This is a genomic window from Paenibacillus sp. FSL H7-0940 (assembly GCF_037979415.1).
GTDB classification, from domain to species: domain Bacteria; phylum Bacillota; class Bacilli; order Paenibacillales; family Paenibacillaceae; genus Paenibacillus; species Paenibacillus amylolyticus.
The window spans coordinates 3014638-3037031 of record NZ_CP150280.1; the positions used below are offsets into that span (position 1 = coordinate 3014638).

22 protein-coding genes, 4 pseudogenes and 1 other annotated feature are annotated in these 22394 nt (G+C 39.8%); of the genes and pseudogenes, 11 read left to right on the forward strand and 15 right to left on the reverse strand.

Annotated elements, in window-relative coordinates; translation table 11 throughout:
• Nucleotides 1–745: 745 nt before the first annotated feature.
• A complete protein-coding gene (locus MHB71_RS13075) occupies nt 746–847 on the reverse strand; it encodes an SOS response-associated peptidase family protein (protein WP_340030173.1) in 102 nt (33 codons plus the stop codon).
• A 514-nt stretch (nt 848–1361) separates the two neighbouring features.
• Here MHB71_RS13075 and MHB71_RS13080 point away from each other — a divergent pair.
• From MHB71_RS13080 to MHB71_RS13095, 4 genes are all read left to right on the forward strand, one after another.
• Nucleotides 1362–1790 (forward strand): hypothetical protein, encoded by a 429-nt coding sequence (locus MHB71_RS13080; RefSeq protein ID WP_340029856.1) that lies wholly within the window; start codon nt 1362–1364, stop codon nt 1788–1790.
• 12 nt (nt 1791–1802) lie between these two features.
• On the forward strand, nt 1803–2183 hold the full coding sequence (locus tag MHB71_RS13085; protein WP_340029857.1) for a hypothetical protein: 381 nt from the start codon (nt 1803–1805) through the stop codon (nt 2181–2183).
• Between the two features lie 654 nt (nt 2184–2837).
• Entirely contained in the window at nt 2838–3215 is a 378-nt protein-coding gene (locus MHB71_RS13090) for a hypothetical protein (RefSeq protein WP_340029858.1), read from the forward strand.
• A 1625-nt stretch (nt 3216–4840) separates the two neighbouring features.
• Nucleotides 4841–5197, forward strand: coding sequence for a hypothetical protein (locus tag MHB71_RS13095; protein WP_340029859.1), 357 nt, complete (start codon nt 4841–4843; stop codon nt 5195–5197).
• Nucleotides 5198–5665: 468 nt separating this feature from the next.
• On the opposite strand, the gene MHB71_RS13100 is transcribed toward MHB71_RS13095, so the two are convergent.
• Together MHB71_RS13100 and MHB71_RS13105 are read right to left on the reverse strand one after the other, a co-directional pair.
• Entirely contained in the window at nt 5666–6505 is an 840-nt protein-coding gene (locus MHB71_RS13100; RefSeq protein WP_340030174.1) for an IS3 family transposase, read from the reverse strand.
• Nucleotides 6506–6525: 20 nt separating this feature from the next.
• Nucleotides 6526–6846, reverse strand: a complete 321-nt coding sequence (locus MHB71_RS13105) for a transposase (protein ID WP_076319340.1) — start codon at nt 6844–6846, stop codon at nt 6526–6528.
• Nucleotides 6847–7542: 696 nt separating this feature from the next.
• Between MHB71_RS13105 and MHB71_RS13110 the strand changes: the two genes are divergently transcribed.
• The 3 genes from MHB71_RS13110 (at nt 7543) to MHB71_RS13120 (ending at nt 10521) form a co-directional block, all read left to right on the forward strand.
• The gene (locus tag MHB71_RS13110; protein WP_340029860.1) at nt 7543–7908 is read left to right on the forward strand and encodes a hypothetical protein; all 366 of its coding nucleotides are present in this window, start codon (nt 7543–7545) and stop codon (nt 7906–7908) included.
• A gap of 640 nt (nt 7909–8548) precedes the next feature.
• Nucleotides 8549–9943, forward strand: a complete 1395-nt coding sequence (locus MHB71_RS13115) for an N-acetylmuramoyl-L-alanine amidase family protein (protein WP_340029861.1) — start codon at nt 8549–8551, stop codon at nt 9941–9943.
• A gap of 92 nt (nt 9944–10035) precedes the next feature.
• Entirely contained in the window at nt 10036–10521 is a 486-nt protein-coding gene (locus MHB71_RS13120; RefSeq protein WP_340029862.1) for a GerMN domain-containing protein, read from the forward strand.
• A gap of 759 nt (nt 10522–11280) precedes the next feature.
• Nucleotides 11281–11432: a sequence feature (23S ribosomal RNA rRNA prediction is too short), on the reverse strand.
• Nucleotides 11433–12895: 1463 nt separating this feature from the next.
• Here MHB71_RS13120 and MHB71_RS13125 read toward each other — a convergent pair.
• From MHB71_RS13125 to MHB71_RS13135, 3 genes and pseudogenes are all read right to left on the reverse strand, one after another.
• Nucleotides 12896–13392: pseudogene (locus MHB71_RS13125) on the reverse strand (metallophosphoesterase).
• A 35-nt stretch (nt 13393–13427) separates the two neighbouring features.
• Nucleotides 13428–13862, reverse strand: a complete 435-nt coding sequence (locus MHB71_RS13130) for an Rrf2 family transcriptional regulator (RefSeq protein WP_340029863.1) — start codon at nt 13860–13862, stop codon at nt 13428–13430.
• A gap of 42 nt (nt 13863–13904) precedes the next feature.
• A pseudogene (locus tag MHB71_RS13135) lies at nt 13905–14283 on the reverse strand (DivIVA domain-containing protein).
• Nucleotides 14284–14482: 199 nt separating this feature from the next.
• Here MHB71_RS13135 and MHB71_RS13140 point away from each other — a divergent pair.
• Genes MHB71_RS13140 through MHB71_RS13150 form a run of 3 tightly spaced genes read left to right on the forward strand, consistent with a single transcriptional unit; the run spans nt 14483 to nt 15049 of the window.
• Nucleotides 14483–14638, forward strand: coding sequence for a hypothetical protein (locus tag MHB71_RS13140; RefSeq protein ID WP_340029865.1), 156 nt, complete (start codon nt 14483–14485; stop codon nt 14636–14638).
• Entirely contained in the window at nt 14616–14891 is a 276-nt protein-coding gene (locus MHB71_RS13145; RefSeq protein WP_340029867.1) for a hypothetical protein, read from the forward strand. Before MHB71_RS13140 ends, MHB71_RS13145 begins: the two co-directional genes overlap by 23 nt.
• On the forward strand, nt 14891–15049 hold the full coding sequence (locus MHB71_RS13150) for a hypothetical protein (protein WP_340029868.1): 159 nt from the start codon (nt 14891–14893) through the stop codon (nt 15047–15049). The genes MHB71_RS13145 and MHB71_RS13150 overlap by 1 nt, the downstream gene beginning before the upstream one ends.
• 416 nt (nt 15050–15465) lie before the next feature.
• On the opposite strand, the gene MHB71_RS13155 is transcribed toward MHB71_RS13150, so the two are convergent.
• From MHB71_RS13155 to MHB71_RS13195, 9 genes and pseudogenes are all read right to left on the reverse strand, one after another.
• A complete protein-coding gene (locus tag MHB71_RS13155; RefSeq protein WP_340029869.1) occupies nt 15466–15933 on the reverse strand; it encodes a helix-turn-helix domain-containing protein in 468 nt (155 codons plus the stop codon).
• A gap of 133 nt (nt 15934–16066) precedes the next feature.
• Nucleotides 16067–17038 carry an MFS transporter gene (locus tag MHB71_RS13160; protein WP_340029870.1) on the reverse strand — a complete coding sequence of 324 codons (972 nt, stop codon included), beginning with the start codon at nt 17036–17038 and terminating at the stop codon, nt 16067–16069.
• Nucleotides 17025–17357 (reverse strand): hypothetical protein, encoded by a 333-nt coding sequence (locus MHB71_RS13165; protein WP_340029871.1) that lies wholly within the window; start codon nt 17355–17357, stop codon nt 17025–17027. The genes MHB71_RS13160 and MHB71_RS13165 overlap by 14 nt, the downstream gene beginning before the upstream one ends.
• A 262-nt stretch (nt 17358–17619) precedes the next feature.
• The gene (locus tag MHB71_RS13170; protein ID WP_076249770.1) at nt 17620–17895 is read right to left on the reverse strand and encodes a barstar family protein; all 276 of its coding nucleotides are present in this window, start codon (nt 17893–17895) and stop codon (nt 17620–17622) included.
• Nucleotides 17896–17909: 14 nt separating this feature from the next.
• A complete protein-coding gene (locus MHB71_RS13175; RefSeq protein WP_036609184.1) occupies nt 17910–18350 on the reverse strand; it encodes a ribonuclease in 441 nt (146 codons plus the stop codon).
• Nucleotides 18351–18619: 269 nt separating this feature from the next.
• Nucleotides 18620–19628 (reverse strand): annotated as a pseudogene (locus tag MHB71_RS13180) (Gfo/Idh/MocA family oxidoreductase).
• A 2-nt stretch (nt 19629–19630) separates the two neighbouring features.
• Nucleotides 19631–20004, reverse strand: a pseudogene (locus MHB71_RS13185) (helix-turn-helix transcriptional regulator).
• Nucleotides 20005–20509: 505 nt separating this feature from the next.
• Nucleotides 20510–20710 carry a hypothetical protein gene (locus MHB71_RS13190; protein WP_340029872.1) on the reverse strand — a complete coding sequence of 67 codons (201 nt, stop codon included), beginning with the start codon at nt 20708–20710 and terminating at the stop codon, nt 20510–20512.
• Entirely contained in the window at nt 20685–21659 is a 975-nt protein-coding gene (locus MHB71_RS13195; RefSeq protein WP_340029873.1) for an acyltransferase, read from the reverse strand. Before MHB71_RS13195 ends, MHB71_RS13190 begins: the two co-directional genes overlap by 26 nt.
• A 74-nt stretch (nt 21660–21733) precedes the next feature.
• Here MHB71_RS13195 and MHB71_RS13200 point away from each other — a divergent pair, with 74 nt between their 5' ends.
• Nucleotides 21734–22126, forward strand: a complete 393-nt coding sequence (locus MHB71_RS13200) for a DUF202 domain-containing protein (protein ID WP_340029874.1) — start codon at nt 21734–21736, stop codon at nt 22124–22126.
• The last annotated feature ends 268 nt before the right edge of the window (nt 22127–22394 follow it).

Sequence of the window (22394 nt, forward strand, 5' to 3'; positions counted from 1 at the left end):
GGTGCCTGCGCCTCATCGGATTCACAAACAGCTACTCAGAGTACACTCAACACAAGACAGCTAGCAATAATACTTCTTTTATATTCATCCCATAGTCCCTCTATCTAAGACCACCCTCATTACAATAGATGCAAATAAATCCAATAAGTTATATTTTAATTTCTTTAGACCACCAAGTATAGAACATTACTGGATATTCAATTAATTAAAGTATGTTTGGATAAAAATAAGAACCTCCTTCTCTTCAAAGAAGAGTTGGAGACCATAAAATGCCCCCAACAAAAATCCTCATCCGGCCAATAAACATTAAAATATAGAATTACCAGCGCTGATTTACCGTAATGTTGCCCGCAGTGTGGGCACATAAAAGCCTCCGCAGAAATCACACTTCTGCAAGTTTCGCAGTGTATTAAGTTGTTAGCGTTAGGTTTGAACTTTCTTTTTACATTTCTAAACATTGCTTTAAAAGCTAGCACTGCAATTACAAACATTGCGATAATGATCCCTATACCGAATAAATTACCCATTATTTTGTTTGTGCGGTTAAATGAATGTAGGTATTTCCATATATTTCTGTATAAAAAAGAGTGTCCCCCTAGGGTGCTAACTCCCGTTTAACTCATAATTTACTTCCTTCAATAATTCCTCACATTCCCTAATTCTTTGGAACAAATAACCGCATCTCAGATGATTGAAATGGTTTTAGTATTCCGAGCAACGATTGAACATCACTGTTTCGGCCAAGCTACTTATCATCATCTTCAGGTCGCAAAATAACCGGCATACGATTGTGGATATCTTCCATTAGACTATTCGGTTCTGTAGTGATGATGGTACACGTACTCAGTTTGTTTCTGTCCGGGTCTGTCTAGGTATCATAAAGACCGGCAAGCAAAAATATTCTGTCATCCTTCATCAGTATACGCTTTGGCTGCTTTGCCATACCTTCCTTACACCAATCATAGAAACTGTAAGATTAATATGCCCAAGAGGTAAAGGTACTACAGCATACAGTATATCTTAATAAGATGTATAACATCTTATTAAAACAGGTCGATAGTATAAATGTGTAGGATGATTTAAAGGGAGAGAGGGAAAAGGTAAATAAATATTGTTTTTTTGATGTCCTCCAAATACAAAGAGCAAGTGTAGTTTAATCGCATTTGATTTTAATGGGACACCCTTCATTCCATTCACAGCGTATTATCACGATGAACGGTTACATAAGCATCTAAATAACCTAAAAAATGGTTGACAACCACCAAGTGCAACGTTACAATAATTTGAAATTGAGTAATTTAATAGAGTTACTACAATTGGGGGGAGTTAAAGTAAAAAAGTATAATAGAGGAGATGAGTATATGTTGCTTAAACGTATCAAATTCTTAAGCATTTTCTTAATTGCAGGTATTATTTTCGGTTCTTTAACACCATCCGTATTTGCAGCGTATACATCTAGTAACTGGTCTTCCGGCTACGGTACTAAGGGCTTCGCCTCCCTTGATGATTCAAGCCCTATGACAGCAGGTGCTTTGGTTCAAACCACTAATGGTAGTTCACTTGATGTAGGGTATTTAGGAGCGAAGCCAATATTGTATAAAAATGGTGTCGTGGTAAGGCAAGGCAGCTACACTTATAATAAATCTGTATCTTCATATGCAAATGCCTCCATGACTATAAATTCCGGATCAGGGGATTACCAAACTGAAGCAATATTTGCCGTTTGGCAGTCTGGTACTAGTAAATATGAATATTACGGTAGTTCTAAAACACCAATCATTCAACATTAGGAGGATTTTCTAATGAAAACAATATCACTAAAATTAATTACAGTTGGTGTGACTTTTGCTTTAGGAGTTGGAATAGGTGTCTATGGCTGGGGAGCTGCATCTGCTGATACTAGTCCCTCAAAAGATCAAATGGAAATAAAAATCAATGATAAAGGTGAATCATATGGTTCACTTCTTTATCATGATGAAACAGAATTAGATCTAGTTAAGGCTTTTGGTGTAGACGGAACTGAAGGTTACATCAAGACTTCAGATATGAATCAAGATTTGCCACGAACTCCCGAAGAAGCAATTCAGAGTATGAATGAACCAAAAGTCGATAAGTATATAAACTTGTACGATAGCAACGAGAATATTATCGGAAAATTTCTACTCGTTAGTTCTGAAGATTAACACTAATCTCACTACTCCCCCAAAAAAAAATTCTAATAATGATTGAAAGCACTTTAAAATCTCAACACCTATAAACAGGATATCCCTCCTCATTTTTTTGAGAAGGGGTATCCTGTTTTCTCTAGCTCCTTGTTATGCTTTGTACACCTTGTAAGCTGATATGTGAGAACCCCTTACAAATTAGTCAAACAAATCAAAGTACGAATGCTTAAGATTAACTTCAAAAATTAAAATGATCCATTTTTTTAATTTTTACAATATATAAATATTATCCAAAATTAAGCACTCTGAAAATTATCTTTACTTTATCAGGAATAATAATGTAATAACTTCTCTGGTAAACGGTGGTTTGTGTATCAAAGAAGTTATTTATTAGGATTTATTCAATTCAAACAAATAGCACTGCTCCACGATAAGTAATTTTCGCTTTGAAACTTCTAACACATTATAAAAAAACTTAAGCCATGTTTAGAAAATAAGTTCTTATTTGTTTGACTTATTATAAATGTTACAAAACTGACATTTCCTTTTTGTGAGATTATATGGTATATTATGTATATCCTCTTTATTTACATATATAAGTTAAATAGTAAATATAAAGGATTATATTATCATTTTTACATATCAAAAACCAACTAAAAAGGAGATTTAAAAATGTTAAAAAAATTAATTGCTGTTTCTTTAGTCGCCGCAATGGCACTTCCAGTAACTGGAGCTTTTGCATCGGATAATCCAACGGATAGGATCAGACCTAATACACCAAATGTTATTGACTCAACAATCACAGTTGAGCCAGGAAAAGATGAAATTACCATTATGGCTTATACATGGACTGTCAGAACTGTAGCAAATATTAGAAAAACTCCATCGCCAACTGGGGCACATGTACTCACAGTATATCCAGGATATACTTTAACCGGTCAGCATGGCGGTGAAGTTTTTGTTGTGAACGGACAAGAATGGGTTTATGTCTGGAACAATTCAGGTGTAGAGGGCTATATTTTGCTCTCAGCTCTTGAAGAGACTGGTTAATAATCACTGGGATTATATCAAAATTTGGACGTGAAATTTCAATTACTAAATAAAATATTTACTAAAAAGATCCTTCGCGATGTAACTAAGCGATTGGATCTTTTTTTAGTGAAAATATATCTGCGAATAAAAACTTGAAATAACGCGGTATAAGCTAAATTCTAATCAATTAAAGTAACCCAGTCAGAATTTTATTATAAATTTCTATCGCTCTGTCTTTCGAAAACTCTTATGAGCTACTTAGAAGTGAATTCAATAAATACGTATTAGATCTAATGGAGCTATTTTATAGACTCCAGCTATGTCGGCCATAGCTACAATTGGAGAATTTTTAATATTTAACTTTTTCAGAGCGGATTCCAAGCCATCAGTTTTCTAGCAGGCTACTTTTTAACAAAGGTTTATTGTTTTTCTAAAACACCAAAAGAGCAATTAAGCCTTTAGCTTGATTCATCTTTTCCACTAGCTCAATTCACTGTAAATGTACTTAGCGGAAGCGTTACAGCAGGACACGCTTTCTTTATCAGTAGGGTCAAAGCTGTTTTAACCTTGTGCTCTATCCAGCACACCGTTCATCTTGCCGTGTCCTCCTCTTTAAAGCCGTCAGACTCTCTCTCAGCTATCGGATTTCATCCACATAGTATATCGACTCTGAACATGGGTTGAGTAGTATACACTTAGTGGATCCGACAAAGCGTTAATTTTATCATCAGCTCCATCAATGACTATCGTATTTTTTTGCATCTGTGTCGCTACACATATTGGTGTAGTTAAATGTCGAGCTAACTACCTACAATCGATCAACAATATCTTAGACATTTTCTTAGAATCAGTTTCTAAGCTTCTCGAGGTCTCACCCATAATGGTGCCTAAATCCATCCATTATAATCATCCGAGAGCGTAATCTTCTGAACTACTGAAAGACAAAATATATTCACGTAATTCATTATCATTGTTCTTATCACAGTTTACGAAAACATTATTAACAGCAATGAATTGGGTAATTCCCTATTCAGTCCAACTATATTTAACACTATGCAGAAATTTTGTTATACCTAGTGCAGCTTGTTTATAGTTATAAGCATCTCTAAAAAAGAAATAAAAAAAGAAACATTTTACATTTGGATTGCGTTTATATTATGCAGATAACGATCTGGAGGAACCACATCACGTATCCGCCTCCCCAACCGAAGGAGAAATTATAATGAAATACACAATGTTTTATTGTCAAGCGTCATTGTCTTAGGAAGCATAGGCACATTATCATCAACTTCCTTCCATACTCTTGATAAGTCAGTAGCTCCAATTACTGCTAAATCAACTTCTGTGAACTCTTCAACATACCAGAGTATAACTAAGTTAAAAAAACGATAGGTTCAAACAAAATTGTTTGGAAAGGTAACAACATCACACTAACCGCGAAAACTTTAAAGCAAGATGTTGCTGCAGATTTCGAACAAAACATCATTGACACCATTGTAGTTACTCATGGTAAAGAAAAGCACACTCTACAAACGGGAGATTTTGAAGTTAAATTACTTGATATCACTAGTGTAGTTGGATCCCCATCTAACGGGTGGATTGCTATTCAAGCAGAACAAAGTGCAGGTAGCAACCTCATTCTCGTGAACCTTACAACAGGAGAGTACACTATTTTAAACGAACGTCTTGAAAAAGCAGGTAAACAAGGTGTCGAAACAATTGCGTCATATAATTGGTCACCAAAAGAAGACATCATTGCATTTTCTTATGGAAATACGGAGAAAAGCACTTTAGCAATATACGATACTAAAAAAGAGCGTATTGTTTATCTCCTTCGGGCAACCAACTATATTAGAACAAGTTTAATTTTATGGCATAAGAACGGAAAAAGTATTGATTTCATTAGTGAGTATCCTTCAGATCAATGGATTCTTTTCAGATATAATACAGAGAGCAAAAAAGTTAAGCCTGTTAAAAAAATTACTTCCGTGTCTTACTAAGATATCAATCAATGCTTTTTGATCCGCATTAGAAAGTCTGATACAACCGTAAGTTGGACGAAGTGGGTACCAAGAAAGTGATAAGTGGGTGGCAGGAGAACCTCCGTGAATCATAATTTCGCTGCGACCATTCTTTTCTGCGATGAGGAAATTACCGCTAAAGCTTGATTTAACCATACACGCTTATGAGGCCCATAAGACGATTCAGCCCCCCCTTGTCATATACGACAGTTTTAGCCACACCCGTAGGAATATCTGCATTTTGTAGCTTCCAGTTTAAGGTCGTTACCATTTTTCGGATCATTTTAACCTCTGACTAGAGCATCCTTTGGACCAAAAACCAAATCACCATTATTAGAATACACTTTCAACGTACCTTTTTTTGTCACAATTAGCTTGAAAATTTGCTATAATATGATACCCCATTGTTAATGGTCATACCCCGGTCAAGTAGACAGATGAAAAAAGCTATGCTGCCAGCGCGCATCGATATTCAATCGGTGCGCGCTGTTTGAGTTTGGCTTGAAAGCGTCGGTAGTTGTAATTGTACACGTAATCTTCCACGGCTTGTCGAATCTCGGCTTCTGAATTACACTGGATAAGGTACAGCTTCTCTGTTTTGAGATGCGAAAAGAAAGATTCGATGCATGCGTTATCCAGGCAGGTTGCTTTGCGAGAGTGGCTGCCTTTGACGCCGAATGCTTCTAATCGTGAGTTGTACACCTGAGACGTGTATAGGAAGCCCTGATCCGAATGGAGCACGGCTTCCGAAACGTCTCTTTTTTGTGTCCATTGTTCCACCGTATCCAATACGAAATGAACATCGTTCCGTTTAGATAATTGCCAAGCGACAATTTCGTTGTTGAACAAGTCTTGAATCACAGACAGGTAAACGAATGTGTTTCCATCCGAAATATAAGTTATATCCGTCACCATTTTTTGCTGAGGTGCTGTGGCATGAAATTTGCGCTTTAGGCGATTCGGATAAATCACAGATGGCGTATAGCTGGACTTCTTCCGCTTCTTGCGAATTACCGATTGGATCGATAGTTCCCGCATGATTCGCCATACTTTCTTGTGATTAACGTTCAGACCAGACTCCCAGAGCGCCGTTGTCATGCGAGGATAACCAAACTCTCGATTTGCAAAATGAATAGCCATCATGTGCTCTTTGATCTCACGCTCACGGTCTTGTCTTGCGTCTCGCTGTGGCTGTGTTGCTCGCCATTTGTAGTAACTGGAACGGGGTATTCCTGTAATCGATAATAGGCGTGTAATGCCATGCGAGCAACGCAATTCGTCTATGATATCGTAGTTCTCCCGTTGGCTTAGTGCTTCTCCTTTACTAGATTTGGATACCGCTTTTTTAAATAATCTACCTGTGCTTGAAGGTAGTCCCGTTCCTCTTCTACACTGCTAAAGGCAGTACGAGGCCGTCCTTTCAGTGGATTCGGAACATTGTTTTTTCGCTCATCGAATGCTTCCCCGTTTTTCCATTTTTTTACCCACACCTTCAGTTGTGAACAGTTTCGAATTCCTTCGCGATCAGCGACCACCTTGTAACTTGAAGAACCTTCGACATAGGATCTAACCGCATTCAATTTAAATTCTTCGGTATACGTGTGAAATGTTTGTCCTTTTTTGGCCATAAAAATATCCCCTCCAAGTGTCACTTGAACCCTCATGATAACATGAAGGTTTTTTCAAATGTCTACTTAAAGGGGATAATACCATAAACGCCTCCATAAGTAGTTTTTAAGCGAACAAGATGGAGTTTACAAACACCTGAATGGCTCCACATTCTTACTGTGTATGTATCATTTTTCTCTCACTTATAAGGTGTTTTCAAACATCAAATAACAACCATTTGCTGAGTTTGCTTTAAATAATTTATTAAGAATTTTTTATAAAGTAAGTTCTGGTCCATTGTTTGAAACAAGCATGACTTCAAAACAACACAGTAAAGAAGAGATAATAACTAATTATTGAAGGCAAGTTATAAGAAAATATTAAAAAGAACTAGCTAAGTTACCTTATTTTTTGTACTCAGCCCACCGTCCCTTTTAAGGAACAAATTTTTTCGTGTATTATAAGTAAAGTTTCGCTTATACCCTTTGTTCAACTTGTTTTTTTCAGAAACCAAAATTATTCAAATTCATAACAATATTCAAATTAAGTAAAACTGTTTCTACAATATGAGATTATATGGTATATTGTGTATATATCTTATATGGAATATACAAGGATATAAGTAAGGTGATAGTTATATATTATTTTTTTTACAATTTTTCTTGTTATACTTCTATATAAGTTAACTACAATCATGAACAAGGAGTGTTGTGAAGATGTTGAAAAAATTTATTGCTGTTTCACTAGTGTCAGCAACAGTGCTTCTCCCTGCAACAGGCGCATTTGCATCTGAAGGAATAACTGATCGTGTCGTTTCTTCTAGTCCAGATGTTCAAATTACTACACAACCCGGATCTGATGTTGTTACAATTATGTCGACAACATGGCAGGTTAATGCATCTTCCAATTTTAGAAAAACACCTTCCCCTACTGGTGAGTATATCGGCTCTCACTACGCTGGAGACTTGGTGAACGGTAATGAAACACGAGTTGTGAACGGAGTTACTTGGGTAAATGTATACAGCTACAAATTTCAACAATGGGGTTGGATCCAAGCATCCTATTTGGTAGAATACGGTTGATTAAATCTAATGTCTAATTCCTACTAATATGGTTTAAAGCACCCCAAACTCTTCAGGTGGAGAATTTGGGGTGTATATTTCTTCCTAACTTAAATCCCTCCTAAAAACCTTATATAATCTTCCTTCACTTATAGCTGTCGGCTAACTAAGTCCAACATCCCCATGAGGCTCTGCGACCCATAATTTGAATAATTTTGTATCAAAACCAATTTCTGCGCAACTTTTGTACGGGTTATAGCGTTCTTATTAATGTGCAGAAAATTTCAGGAATTTTTTCTCCCAAAATTACATCTCGAGGAAACTATAGTAAACATAACATTAAATATTGGGATAGTTACATATCTTTTCATTTTTTTGTACGGATTCGCAGGATAAATATGTATAACTGTAAGATGATGTAATAATTAAGAATAGTTAGTATTTCAATTTCTAAACTAACTTGCGGGTTGTAGGAGGTGATTGGTTTTCCCGTTATTTTGATTCCTTTCAGTTTCATAGTATCAGTTCAACTTTCTCTGGGTTGATCACTTCAAATAATAGGTTATTTTCCTGTGATTCCTTTTTATAGATGAAGACCTTATTGTAACCTTGTCATTCAGCTTTAAGTTTAATACTACGTAAATTTAAACCGAGGTGTAAAATGAAGAAATCTATAATCATGTTACTGTTTAGTGCGTTGCTACTCTTTCTGATTCCTATGCATACTCAAGCAGCTACAAATCAGACCAAAATTATTTTAGATGGTCAAGAACTAATTTTACCTAATGATGTTGAAGTAGTTAATGTCCGAAACAATATTATGATTCCAATCCGAGTAGTTGCAGAGAATTTAAAATTCAATGTGAACTGGGACCAAAAAACACAAAACGTGAATATCCAACAAGGTTCTAATGCAGTTTCATTAACCGTTGGAAAAGATCAAGCAAATGTTCAAAATAACACCGTATCTCTTAACATTGCTCCGCAAATGATCAAAAATACAGTTGTCGTTCCCATACGTTTTGTTAGTGAAGAGATGGGTCTGAGAGTTGGCTGGAATAACAAAGCCAAGATCGTTACTCTAACTAGCAATAATACATCAATCCCATCTCCTCCCTCTAATGGGAATGGAAATGAAACAACCACTAACCTGATTCATGATATAAATTATACTAATAATCAATTGGTCGTTTCATTAGAACGTGAAGTTACTCCAGTCATATCAACACTAAAAAATCCAGAACGAATTATTGTGGATTTCCCATCTACCAACTTTGGTAATATGGAACAAGTACCCTCTGGAGGATCCATGGGAAGGTTGGATACTAGCGACTATCCAGGTGTTACTGAAGTACGATATTCGCTTTTCAAAAATGATCCTGCTCAGGTTCGAATCGTCGTTGAATTAAACAATGTAAGTTCGGTTAATTATACGCAAGAGACTACATCTGGAAAATTCATCTTAGACTTCAGTATGGTAAATCAACCTGCACCTGCCACTCCTGTCAGCAGTGGCAAAAAAATAGTCGTTATTGATCCAGGACATGGAGGAAGTGATCCAGGTACAATAAGTTTCACCAAAAAACCTGAGAAGATTTTTGCCCTTGCTTTAGGCCTAAAAGTGCAGGCTCTTCTAGAAAAAGAACCTGATATAGAGTTAATTATGACTCGTGAAACGGATATCTACCCTACACGTTCGGAACGTGTGAAGCTTGCAAACGATCTTAAGGCAGATGTGTTTGTATCTATACACGGCAACAGCGTAACCGCTGCCCCTCAAGTATCGGGAACCGAAACTTATTATTACCAACGTGAAAGTAGTAAAGAACTCGCGACTATTATTCATAAAAATTTAATTAAGGCCTTGGGATTTAAAGATCGTGGCGTTAAGAACGGAAACTATCAGGTCATCCGCGAAACTACAATGTCGGCTGTTCTCTTAGAAATCGGATTCTTAAGTAACAAGTCTGAGGAAGAGGCCATGATGTCAGAAACCAATCTAAATAAAGCGGCCCAAGCCATTGTGGATGGAATAAAAGAGTATCTAAAGTTATAGGTAAGCGAATACTTTAAGAGGATGTGCTTCTATGAAAAAACTAATCTATGTTGCTATCGCAATTTGTGCCATAAGCTTACTAGCGGTGGGTTGTGGTAGTAAACCTACTTCTTCAAGTCCAGTGCAGGGTTCTGATCCTACCAGTACTACACCAGGCTCCAATAGCTAATCAGGACGAAAATAGCGAGGAATCTCAAGAAATTAATGTTTATTACGCTGATGATCAACTATTACAACTCGATCAACGAAAGAAGGAAATTACATTCGAAGATGAATCCGATAAATATAGCAAAACTTACGCATCCCTTCAAAGTAGCGATCAACTGGAACTAATCCCTCTGTGGAAAAATATTGATTTACTTTCAGCAACTTTTGATCAAGGAAAATTGATATTAGATGTAAATATTCCGGATGAAGCAAGATTAGGATCTGGTGGAGAACTTTTAGCAATTGATGCACTAAGAAAGACATTTTTTCAGTTTGATGAAGTAACAAGCATTGAACTGCTTGTTAACGGAAATGCAACTGAAAGTTTAATGGGCCATGTGGAATTAGAAAACCCACTAACCCGTGAATAACTTTTGATGAATGAAAAACAGCCGAATCTCTATTAGAAACGGCTGTTTTTCTTCACACAGAATATTATTTTGCTTAAAATATCGTCGACTATCGTATATTTTGGTACTCAATATCCAAGTAATATTTATCCTTTAGCCCGATATTTAGGGATTTCACGAATGAAAACAGCGATGATCTGCTCATTATCACTAGCAGAAACTAATCTACTTTTTGGAATTGTATATTAAGACTGTCAACTGACTCGTTTATGAATCCATTCTTATATCTGTTGAGGTAATTACACTAATGCCTTCAAACACATCTTCGTTATTGCACTGCTTAAAGAGGTCACTTAACTCCACAACAGTTTACTCTATTACCTCTATAGTTAACAAAAATTAAAGTCGTTAGAAGATAAAAAATATTGTAGCTATGATTTGACTATAACCATAAAAGTCTGGTTTTTACTTATATTATACCCAAATTACATACTATAGATAGGAAGTACTTTTGCTCTTTACAAGCTATACGAACACTAATTATCAAAGTTTAATTTTTAGGGGCATATGTGTTGAATAATTTCTCAACTCCCTCAGGTGTTAGGTGGTTACAGTATAAAAATTTAGTATTGGTCATTTATAATGCCTTGCCAAAACGGGTCGGTCTCAATGATTCCCTCGGCATAATCTACGAAGACACGCTCTCTCCACAATATTTACAACGTGTAAATCTAATTGTCTTTTTAAAGGGGGCAGGATATGTAGCAGAACATTTACATTGAATTTTGAAAGAGATTCGTAGTTCTTGGGTTTTCGCCAATGAACAGCCCAACCCTTTGGACCTATCTCAGCCCCAGGATGCGATGAGCAGACATCGAGGTGCCAATTCACCCCGTCAATGTGACTCTTAGGGGAGACAAAAGCCTGTTATCCTCAGGGTAGCTTCTATCCGTTGGCGATGCCCCTTCATATAGTCAATTATAGGTGCAACGTTCGATAGTAAGATCAGGATGTTTAATCAGAGCATACAAAAATGAAAGTGCAAGTGATTGGTGTGAATAATTATAATTATATTAGTAGCTTATCTACTAGGGTATTCAAAAGAAATGGCCCTGATTGCTTTCATGATTCTCTTCTTAAAGTGTTGATAATAGTTACTCCTGAAGAATTGGTGAGGCAATAAACCGTGCTATTTCTTCATGACGAACTTCTAGTGCTCTGCGAGAAAATAGAACTGGAAGTTCCCATATTTGTGTAAAACAGCAAGAGGAAGATTATATATCATTGTTTGTGGGATGAAAGAAATCCAAGTCTATTCCACTACTCTCTTTTATATTCCATCCACCCTCGCTTCAAATGTTACATTACCTAAAAAGATCCTTGAACGCATTCTTCACTTGGTATAAAAACAATTAGATCAATTTCTCTTATTATGCGCTAACTGACCTAATTCAATTTATTTTTGCTCCTCGATATAAAATTATTTATTCCATTGGATTAGCTTATAGATAATCATTGCTGCTTCTTCGCGAGTTAGATCTCTTTTCGTCATAAACTTTTGATTAGGATATCCCTTCATAATCGATTCTTGAGATACCAAATCCACACCTGCACATGCCCAAAGAGAAACCTCATTATTATCTTGGTAAGGAGTATAGGAGGATATTACAGCACCATTTTTCAAAAAATATAAAAAAGTCTCTTTGTTAAAAAATAGACCGTTTCTCGGAAAAATGGGAGTGCGACCATCATTTTAAAGGAGGCGGTTTCTTTGTATATTCAATACTTCATGTAATGAATCCGGAGACAAACATCCCCGAAAATCACCTCATTCATGTTTAAACTAAATCGTGATGTCTGAGCGGAGATTTTCGACGCTACATCTCCTAGCCTTATCGCCATAGTCATTATGCTTAAGTGCTCATCTAAATAATCATTTGTGGCTCTTTGCAAGAAAATTCAGTATATATGACGTTTCTTAGTAGAAACAGAACTTCTCTCCACTAAACTGTGACTGCTTCTTCCTAAACCCATTCTTCATATGTTCCGGATTAAACAGCCTTAATTATTCCTCTTCGTTTCCTTCATTTCTGTACTTTGTTAATAGATTACTACTTCAATCATCTCTAGCTCGTCACCGTCATAACCTTTTTCATTAATATATACATTTTTCTCTTGTAGATTTTAAGCACCCTCTTCTCAAGTATAATACTAGAGAAGACTCACATGTTGTTTCAAAGGAATTATAAACTTCTTAATCCTTCCCTTAATTAGATAAAAATATAAGATGAAATTTAAGGAAAAGGTTCCCTATCAGTTATCAAGTCGCCACTTCAGTAGCTGGTTCTGGTTCTGGTTCTTGCACTCGTCCAACTTGCAACCAGCGCATATCTCTCTAATCCCGATCAAAGAAAACGTGTTCAGCCTGTATTTTCCCCTGTTCTATTGTCATGATGCCAAATGAGTATTGTTTCTGAAAACGCCGATCCGTAGGCGACCCCGGATTAAATACCAGTGTGTTGTCCACGGTATGCATCACCGGGATGTGTGAGTGTCCGTAGATCACAGCATCCACATGCTGGCCTGCAAAGGTATGAATTGCATTCTGCTCCGTACCCTTTGATCCCAGATGACCGTGTACAAGACCCAAACGAAGTCCTTCCACTTCAACAATACGGGAATACCCCAATTTTTCAGCGATTTCGGACGGGTCCGTATTACCCGCTACCCCTTCAACTGGTGCATACTCACTAAGCAATGGGTATACACTCCAATCCGACCAGTCACCGGCATGAAGAATAAGATCTGCACTCGGCAATACATCCAGGAGCTAGTCGGTAACTTCCGTGATTTACGTGAACAATGCGTGTCAGAGATGACTACAATTTTCATATAACAACCCACCTTTCCTTTACCTCTGATTACAATTACTCTGTCTGTGATGGAACAGCTTGCATCTGGGCACAGGAACGTTCCATATCTTCAAGTGTAATGGATGCAAAGAACTGCTCCACCTTCGCCTCGGCAACCTGATACAGATTGGTCAGCAAGCCGTCTATATGCAAGCCCACTTCACAATCCGGGTTACAATTGCCGTGAATCGGGAACAATGGACCTTCGTCCTTGGCAGCCTGATAGATCATGGCTAATGTGATTTCACTTGATGGCTTCGCTAAGTAGAAGCCTCTTGTTCCAGGAGAGGAGTTCACCAATCCTGCCTTTTTCAGCCCGCCCAGAATACGTCTGACGACGACAGGGTTGGTATTCACGCTACCTGCAATATGTGCAGACGTGATTCGTTCAGGCGCGCTGAGTGACAATAACAACAAACAATGCACACTGACCGAAAAATGAGTACTCATGATTAACCACCTTTATTTAATATAATCCAGGACATGCTGACCTTATTCAGAGAACAGATCCTTTTCGGGACGTGCTCTGATCTTGAGCCTGTCGCACACTGTATTCCAGTTGTTTCACAATATCATCCAGTTGTTTGCGATCAATCTTGGTCGGATCTTCCACCGGTTTTGCGGACGACTTGAGATCACGGATCGTTAACTGCTGTTCTTGCCATTTGTCCATCAGATCTGCAATATTGGCATAGAAACGTTCGTAATCTTTGATGACCAGGTCAAGATAAGCATCTACCTCATCCGGATCATAACCACGAAGTTTATAATTAAATTGTTTTTCATGAATCGATAACGCATCTAGCTGCACACCCAATTGTTTGAACAACTGTCTCTGTTTATCCAATCTTCGTTTCATATGTTCATCCATATTGACAACCTCCATTATAAGCCAAGCCGTGTTTCTATTTCCTGTAAAGATCATACGGCATTTTCTCTCTCTATTTTTTATAACACATAATCCGTCAGATATAAAACGATACAGCCCTATTCCTCACGAAAATGATTGCTTTTCATCCAATTCGGGTAAAGACACACTACACCCCACAACGGGAAAGGAGCATGTCCTTATGAGTACATTAACTAAAGATCAACATCAAATACTGAAAAACGCCCTTTTGGAGCAACGTGAAAACTTACAGCGTCATTTTGAATCTAGCATGGAAGACGGTGCTCCAGTCGAGTCGCTGAAAGATTCAACCGGTGAGCCTGTCCTCCTACGATAATCATCCGGCAGATGCCGGTACGGAAACATTTGAACGTAGCCGTGATCTGGCGATTGACGATACATTAACAGACGAATTCAATCAAGTGAACGATGCATTGGAACGTATGGAGCAAGGTACATATGGAACCTGTGTAACGTGCGGCGAAGATATTCCCTCGAACGACTTGAGGCTATCCCCTACACCGCTTACTGTATTGACGACACACCTAATCGGGAGATCAGCAACGATCGGCCCGTTGAAGAAGAAGTAATGACCATGCCTCCGAGTGGTGCTGGAGAAGGAAGACAGCAACGGGCTGGCAAGTTCGATAACGCAGATGCCTGGGAAGCGGTCGAAGAATATGGTACATCCAACTCCCCCGCAACCGCAGCCAAACGTGATGTGAAGGGCTACGATGAGAACATGTAACTTTGTTATGAACTGAAATGGTAAGCGTCAAAATTGATTGATTCCATAGACTGCTCCACCATTAGCCTTCCTTATCACGCATTAAAAAGCCGCCATTGGGCGGCTTTTTCTAGTTTTCTCCATAGCAGTCTCTCACGTTTGCGGTTACTTGCTTCCATCAATAAGGCTGAACCCATGTATTCCATCCGTTTATTCTTCCGACTCACTACCAGATGATGCAGATTCCTGCCGCTTAGACACAGATCGAGACGTTTTCGGAGTTGCTTTACCCTTACTGGACGTAGCTTTCTTTTTCTCTTTTGCATTTGTCTTAGAAGCAGGTATTTTCACTATAGGTTTAGAGAGAGCAGAGAATAACTGAAAGACCTCATGTTCCCCTTGTCGATTCTCTTTTGTAGTATAGGGTTCACAGAGTTTTATGATGTTTTTATACAAACCTGCTCTACTTCCTCACGGGTTGCATACAGCGTGATGTCCGAGAGAAACATCCGATCTTCGTTTTCCGCCTGATGCATGAATCGCTGACGACTTTGTTCGAACATCTCATTTAATAATTTGAGTGTCTCGGACCGAAACACCTGTTTCAATGGAGAGTTTTCCTTGTCTTCATCTTCGTGACGGAGATGGATCTCTCCGGTGAATGGTTCGTAGTATTTTGCGATAATCCCATTAATCTCACGTGTGGAAACGATGGTTAGCAGACCAATTTTCTCCAACTTTTTTACATGATAGTGAACTTTGGCTGGCACCTCACCCATCTGGTCGGCGATCTCTTTGACAGTGGATGGTCTGCCCTGCTTGTTAAACATATTCATGATCTGTATCCGATACGGATCGGAGTAGATTTTAATTTCTTCAATTGTTGAAAGAACCTTGTGCGCCATCCCTGTATCCTCATTTCCGGGGTACCTGTTGTCCATCGATATCTCTATTATACCGTTGCGTCAGGACTTCGGTCAAAACGAGCGAGAAATGACTTGATACGGAAAATCGGCTAATGATCACTTCTGAATATCTTCACAGGGCACTTCGAAAACTTTTGCTAAATAACAGCATACCTGCTGACATGGCAAGCATAATACCAAAAACGATAAAAAGAACAGGCATGGTCATCCAATCTGCAAGTGCTCCCGAAACCAGACTGCCAAGTGGTGCAACACTCAAGACGAGCATACTCTGAAGGGCATACACTCTACCCAGCATCTCCGAAGGGGTAACTTCCATAAGATAGGTGGCCAGCGGTGTTGTAGCCAGCGGAATCCCCATACCCATCATTAGACAAAAGGCCGCTGCAACCGGCAGTTGGAAGGAAGTCATGTAAGCGGGTAGTGCCGTCATCGCATAACTGAGACCCAACATGACAATACCGCTGATGACCAGCACACTTTTACGATAATTCGCTCCCCTTTGTGTCAACCATACACCGCTAAGCAACATACCTCCCACCATCAGCCCACTAAGCAGACTTAATCCCCCAGCGCCAGCATGCAACGTTTCAATGACATAGGGTGTACGAAGAACATTAAACGGCATCAGGCAGAAATTAACGAAAGCAAACAGGATGGAGACAATTAACAATAAGGCATGTTTACGGAGAAAATGAAAAGCTTCCGCCATTTCGGAGAATATACTACTTTTGTCGGATGGAAGAGAATCCATTTCAATTGATGTTTTATATCCCTTGTTAGCAGCTGTTAAGGCTTCAGGGTAGCCTACTCGGCTCATAATTAAAGCACTTAGCGCAAACAACCCCGCATCAATCAAGATCGTCCAGGCAATCCCTATTGTAGCAATAAGGGCACCCGCCACTGCAAGTCCTGCGAGTTCGGCCACTCTGGTTGCGGAAGAGGACATGGCATTACCCGAAAGCAGCATTGATGGGGGAAGCAATCGGGGGACACTGGACACTTCTGCAGGACTAGTGAAGCATTCCAGCAAAGAATTCAGAATTGTAATGACAAACAGATGCCAGACTTCAAGTTGGCCCAATCCAAACAGCAGAGCCTGTAATACCCACCAACAACCCGCGACCGGTATTCGTAATCACAATCACTTTTTTGGGAGACATGCGATCAACCAAAGCCCCGGCGAACAGACCCAGAAGGATATTGGGCAAAAAATTCACCGCCAGCAACGTACCCATCAACACTTTCGAACCGGTTAGAATGTAAACCATCCAACTGTAGGCAATCGAGTCAATCGAATCACCAAATCTGGATACAACTTTACTAAGCATAAATTGCATGTACGGTCTGATTCGTATTAACTCACCCATACCTTGCTTGCCAACTGCTGTGTTATCGCTCATCCCTTTTCACTCCTCAACGTTAAAATATTTTTCATGTTAATTTTATTTTAACGTAAGTTATGCAGAAATCAATACCTCCGTGAAAATAATTTTAACGATAAATAAGCAAAGTTATAGCTCGCTATTCTTTCAGAGAATTCGTAATCAACACAGGGACTTTTGGGACAACCTTTTTGAACAACCTCCTATAACACAAAAAAAACAGACCACATGTGGTCTGCTCGGCTGGACGTATTGTATTTGAACTGTCTTTATTTGCTGCCTACTTCTCAACAAGCAATTGAAATCCAGCCTGTTCAGCCTGTACCTCCAACATCAAATCACGTACCCGGTTTGCTTCATTCCCCAGGCGTTCTTCGCTGATTTGGTAGTTGGTCCATTTTAGCTCAAGTGGAAGTTCAATCGTACCCGTCAAACAATCCCACAATGCATCAAGATTACCGCCATAAAAATCCGGTAGCTTCAGCTTGTCCTTTAATTGTTGATGAAGTTCAGCGCTACTCGTAAAGCCTTCTCCATCCAGAATCACGGTATTCATGGCTGCTCCTTCCTCTACTTCAAACGTGTAAATGATGCATAGTGATCTGTCGTTTTGTAGATGAGTCCATCATTGGAGTACACAATTCGATCCGAATTACGGAAGCCGGAAGTATAGTTAATATCCGCTTCGCGCCATGTACGTCCGCTGGCCGAAGGCAGAAGCCCCTCCCGATTGCCAAATGTATCCCCACCGATGCTTTTCCCAGGAGCAACTACAGCCAAGTTTCCTTTTGACGCTACCCAGCCAAGTCCTGTTGCCTGTGATTTGGTAATAAAGTTACATGGCAACGTTCCATTTGCACTCAAATAATTTGCTACACCTGTAAACGTATTGATGATGGTACATGTTGCAGCAGATGCCTTCTGCTGTGCGACTGGAGTGAACTGTGAACCTGTGAGGAAAACAAACGTTAACAACAATGCCAGTAATGCGGTGGATATCAATTTTTTCATCAATCCGGCCTCCCGATCCCTCAAAGTAGATGAACGTTGTCACGATATGCGTTCTGCAAGCTGTAATGGTCTAGTTGTATGTTCTGCTAGATTATAGTAAACAAGTCATCTCATGACTATTTATATCACATCATTTTGGTAGAAATATCAAATAAAGACGTTGAATTTGTAAAATATTATAATGGTAACATTTTAAGACAGAAAACAAGACTCTCATCCCTGAAGATGGAGTCTACTTTTCTAGTATGTTTAAACTGACCTGACCTAATCTAACCGATCAATTGCACACGTTGACGAGTTCGAGCCGATTCCAGGCACGCATCAATAACGCGCATGTTTTGAATGGTATTTTCCGGACTGAAAGGTAAGGCCTCTCCTTCAAGCACAGCCGTTGCAAACGTCTCCACCTGAAGCACATAGGAATTCGACACGGATACACGTTCCTCACGGCTGACCGAATCGGTGTGCACAATAATCTGAGGTGGAATATCGCTGTTCTCCCAGCCAAATACTTTTGGCAGTTCAATCCGCCCTTCCGTCCCGAGAATCTCCATCTCCGCTCGACCTGAAGCCCACATGCCACAGTCAAAAGTTAAAGCTACCGAATTCGGAAACTCTACCAGTCCCGACGCCATCATATCCACGCCATCATGCTCGTCCGAGAATAGAGCGTGAACTGTCACCGCTTCCGGTTCCTGTCCCAGATACATCCGGGCCGCCGAGATCGGATACACGCCAAGATCGAATAATGATCCGCCGCCCATCTCTCTTTTGAACCTTACATTCTCCTTGTCATCAGCGGTATTACAGGTAAAATTACCATGGATGGCTCTGACGATGCCAATCTCTCCACTAGCTATAATCTCTTGCACACGTCTGTGCTTGGGATGATATCGATACATAATCGCTTCTGCAAAAAGAACACCATGCTGATGACATACCTCGATCATTTCTGCCGATTCATCTGCATTCAAGGCAGCCGGTTTCTCACACAACACGTGTTTGCCAGCCTGTGCCGCTTTGATGGTCCATTCTTTGTGCATATGGTTAGGCAAAGGAATATAGACGGCTTCAATGTCCGGATCAGCGATGAGCCTCTTCATAACTGCCATACGATCTGGCAATACCGAGTTCTTCGGCAAGGGTTTCCGCTTTTTCTTTGCTGCGGCTGGCAATCGCCAACACCTCACCACGTTCAGACTGCTGAATCGCCGGAATGACTGCATTTTTGGCAATGGTTGACGTACCAAGTACCCCCCACTGTAACTGTCTATTCATGCTCATCTTCCTTTCGTACCGTAATTGTCCTCTTCTGCCTTGTGTAACATGCCGAGACAACGATCCAGGTCCGTTTTGACCTGTTTCTTGTATAACTCAGCTTTTTCCGCACCATCATCCGTGAAATGATATAAAACGATTTCCTGAAAATCGACCTTTGGATCATTACCTTTAAGCTTTTTCGTGCGATAAAAAACACCTTGCTGTACCAATTCATGCAGTGCCCGATATACCTCGCTCTGGGTGGTACATAACCGTAGTCTTTGAATTCCTGCTTCATCGCCTCCAGCATCTCGTAACCATACCCCCTGTGCTGTTCAACCATCGTAATCAGATACAGCTTGATAAATGCCCGCTGTGCAATCATAAAAGCCACGTTCATTCCCCTCCTGTCAGAACCTATATATCTAGTATTATAAAACTTATGTTCGGGTTCTGCCATCTTTCTCCGCTTTGCCTCCCTTTTATCCATCTTCAAGGAGGGAGAGCAAGAAATCGTGTGAATACGCGTTAGCCTGGGGGAAGCACGGAAAAAGGTTTTCTGTTGTGAATTTTTCATGTAATGAAATTTTAATTTATATTCAAAAGAATCAATTTCATAATACCTTTAGCTGCTTCAATCAAGGCTGGATATAGATCGAAACGGTTCAATTTGTCTATATCCAGTTACAGAAATCCATTTTTAGTGAGTTATGAAATTGATTCGAAAGTTTGTTTATTTCAGGGCTCAGGGAGTCGTGAGATCGAATTTTAATGACAAGAAAGTCTGTGCAAAAGCTGTAATACCTGTGCTCCTGTATCTTGTGTCCGTATACTCTACTCCCTTATACTCCTGTACAGCCTGTGATGATCTATTATGAATTTTTCATATGTTGATGTTTTCATTTATTGCGGACAGATTTCGGTACGGCTCCCACAATCCATTTGCCCCAGCTTACACGCGAGATAAGCCATGTCACTACACAGGATAATGTAAGAGCCAACAACCAGGTGATGATCATTCGGACGACAGGGTTCCAACCCATAGCAACGTAAAACAACTCATCCGGAATGTAGCTATACCGCAGCATCAACATATGCATCAGATAACCGCCATACGATACACCACCAATCCATCCCAGCAATCGTGTAGCCCTGAGGTTGTGAAGTTTTCCGGCCAGGCTGGTACATGACCATAATGGAAGCGATCAGAAAGAGTGCCATATCAGGGCGGATCAAGCTGACTGTGTAGAACGTAATTTTGATTCCCTCCGGCTTTTGAAACTCCAGCATTAATAAATAAGTAAACCGCAGACCCAGAACAATAAACACTGTCCAGTATATCCAGCGCAATCGATGAATCCATTCATTCCAGTGCTGGACGGATAACCCCGCTGCTGCACCAAGTACAAAATAAATAAAGAAATAAAGGAAATTACGGTCTGCATACGTTGTAAAAGCATCTGTCAGCACCGGGATATTCACCCGTTCCATGAACTTGGCGATGTTTCTTAATTGATCCGCAAGTACAAGATACACCACACCAGAAATCAATAATGCGATCAAGCGCCCCTTGGCCTCATATCGGTTATATACATAACGAATGGCTCGCAAGAAGAGCGGAAATAACAGATAAAACTGAATTAACATAATGATGTACCAAAAGTGTGAAGTCGTTTTGCCCGTAAGCAACTTCAGGCCTAGGTCTGGGATGTCATTCCATCCAAATCCGGTCCAGCCCCGCGGTGTAAGTGTAAAATAAATGAGTGACCAGATCAGGTAAGGCACGATCACGTCGGTTACTCTTTTTCTCATAAACTTGCCGTAATGCAGCTTGTCTCCCGTGTTATAGAAGAGCACCATACCTGTTATGAATATGAATAAAGGAACTGCAAATTTGGAGAGCATCAGCAGTATGGCCAGTAACACGCCATCCTCCAGTCTCGTTTCCGGGACTAATGAGTAATGTGCGATGGAATGCTGGAGAACCACCGCTCCAAAGGCGATTCCCCTTAAGCTCTCTATTTCTGTAATTCGTTCTTTGCGAGGCATACATTCAGCCATCCTTTCTTGGTTTTACGATAAGAGATATAATGAAAATGAAGCCGTAGATTTAATGAACGGAGTTGATTCACATTTCTTTAACAGACAAAGACGTAACCACTACCGATTCCAAGTATGTCCAGCAACATCTGGCTAACGAGCGAACTTTTCTGGCCTGGGTACGCACCGGTATTGCCATGGCGGGCATCGGATTTCTTGCTGCCGGATTTGGTTTCAACTCGTCGGCGTATGATCGGCTTGCACATATTGCGGCGATTATTACGGGTATCACTTCTCTGATTGCCGGCATATCCATCATTGTGTATTCGGCAGCAGCGTATCATCGGAAGCGTACACAAATCAATGAACAGACGTTTCAGGCATCGACCGGATTAATCCGGTTTCTTACCATGATGCTACTGGTGATTGGACTCGCTTTGGCTGTACTGTTATATGTATTGTTATTCCCTGCTTGACTGGGTAAAAACACCATCCGACATTATTGACACCCACCCATATGCAACACAGGGACAAAAGCCGGCTTCCCTTAAGGAAACCGGCTAATGACCATCTGGTGGATCATATATGTCATTCCATTTTACAGATAATAAGTCATTGGGTTTTATTTCATATCGATTAAATTCGCGGCAAGTTTACAGGAATGTATTGTTACCGAATCGCGCTGCCTTGTTTTGGGCTTCCAATCTGCGTTCTTCCATATCCAGATCCGGACGTTCGGCTGGC

What these genes read in the sequence shown, in the direction of transcription:
- MHB71_RS13080 (WP_340029856.1), top strand. Translation starts at nt 1,362, where the DNA reads ATGTTGCTTAAACGTATCAAATTCTTAAGCATTTTCTTAATTGCAGGT.
- MHB71_RS13085 (WP_340029857.1), top strand. Translation starts at nt 1,803, where the DNA reads ATGAAAACAATATCACTAAAATTAATTACAGTTGGTGTGACTTTTGCT.
- MHB71_RS13090 (WP_340029858.1), top strand. Translation starts at nt 2,838, where the DNA reads ATGTTAAAAAAATTAATTGCTGTTTCTTTAGTCGCCGCAATGGCACTT.
- MHB71_RS13105 (WP_076319340.1), bottom strand. Translation starts at nt 6,846, where the DNA reads ATGGCCAAAAAAGGACAAACATTTCACACGTATACCGAAGAATTTAAA.
- MHB71_RS13110 (WP_340029860.1), top strand. Translation starts at nt 7,543, where the DNA reads ATGTTGAAAAAATTTATTGCTGTTTCACTAGTGTCAGCAACAGTGCTT.
- MHB71_RS13115 (WP_340029861.1), top strand. Translation starts at nt 8,549, where the DNA reads ATGAAGAAATCTATAATCATGTTACTGTTTAGTGCGTTGCTACTCTTT.
- MHB71_RS13130 (WP_340029863.1), bottom strand. Translation starts at nt 13,862, where the DNA reads ATGAGTACTCATTTTTCGGTCAGTGTGCATTGTTTGTTGTTATTGTCA.
- MHB71_RS13140 (WP_340029865.1), top strand. Translation starts at nt 14,483, where the DNA reads ATGAGTACATTAACTAAAGATCAACATCAAATACTGAAAAACGCCCTT.
- MHB71_RS13150 (WP_340029868.1), top strand. Translation starts at nt 14,891, where the DNA reads ATGACCATGCCTCCGAGTGGTGCTGGAGAAGGAAGACAGCAACGGGCT.
- MHB71_RS13155 (WP_340029869.1), bottom strand. Translation starts at nt 15,933, where the DNA reads ATGGCGCACAAGGTTCTTTCAACAATTGAAGAAATTAAAATCTACTCC.
- MHB71_RS13165 (WP_340029871.1), bottom strand. Translation starts at nt 17,357, where the DNA reads ATGAGCGATAACACAGCAGTTGGCAAGCAAGGTATGGGTGAGTTAATA.
- MHB71_RS13170 (WP_076249770.1), bottom strand. Translation starts at nt 17,895, where the DNA reads ATGAATACCGTGATTCTGGATGGAGAAGGCTTTACGAGTAGCGCTGAA.
- MHB71_RS13175 (WP_036609184.1), bottom strand. Translation starts at nt 18,350, where the DNA reads ATGAAAAAATTGATATCCACCGCATTACTGGCATTGTTGTTAACGTTT.
- MHB71_RS13190 (WP_340029872.1), bottom strand. Translation starts at nt 20,710, where the DNA reads ATGCATATGTTGATGCTGCGGTATAGCTACATTCCGGATGAGTTGTTT.
- MHB71_RS13195 (WP_340029873.1), bottom strand. Translation starts at nt 21,659, where the DNA reads ATGCCTCGCAAAGAACGAATTACAGAAATAGAGAGCTTAAGGGGAATC.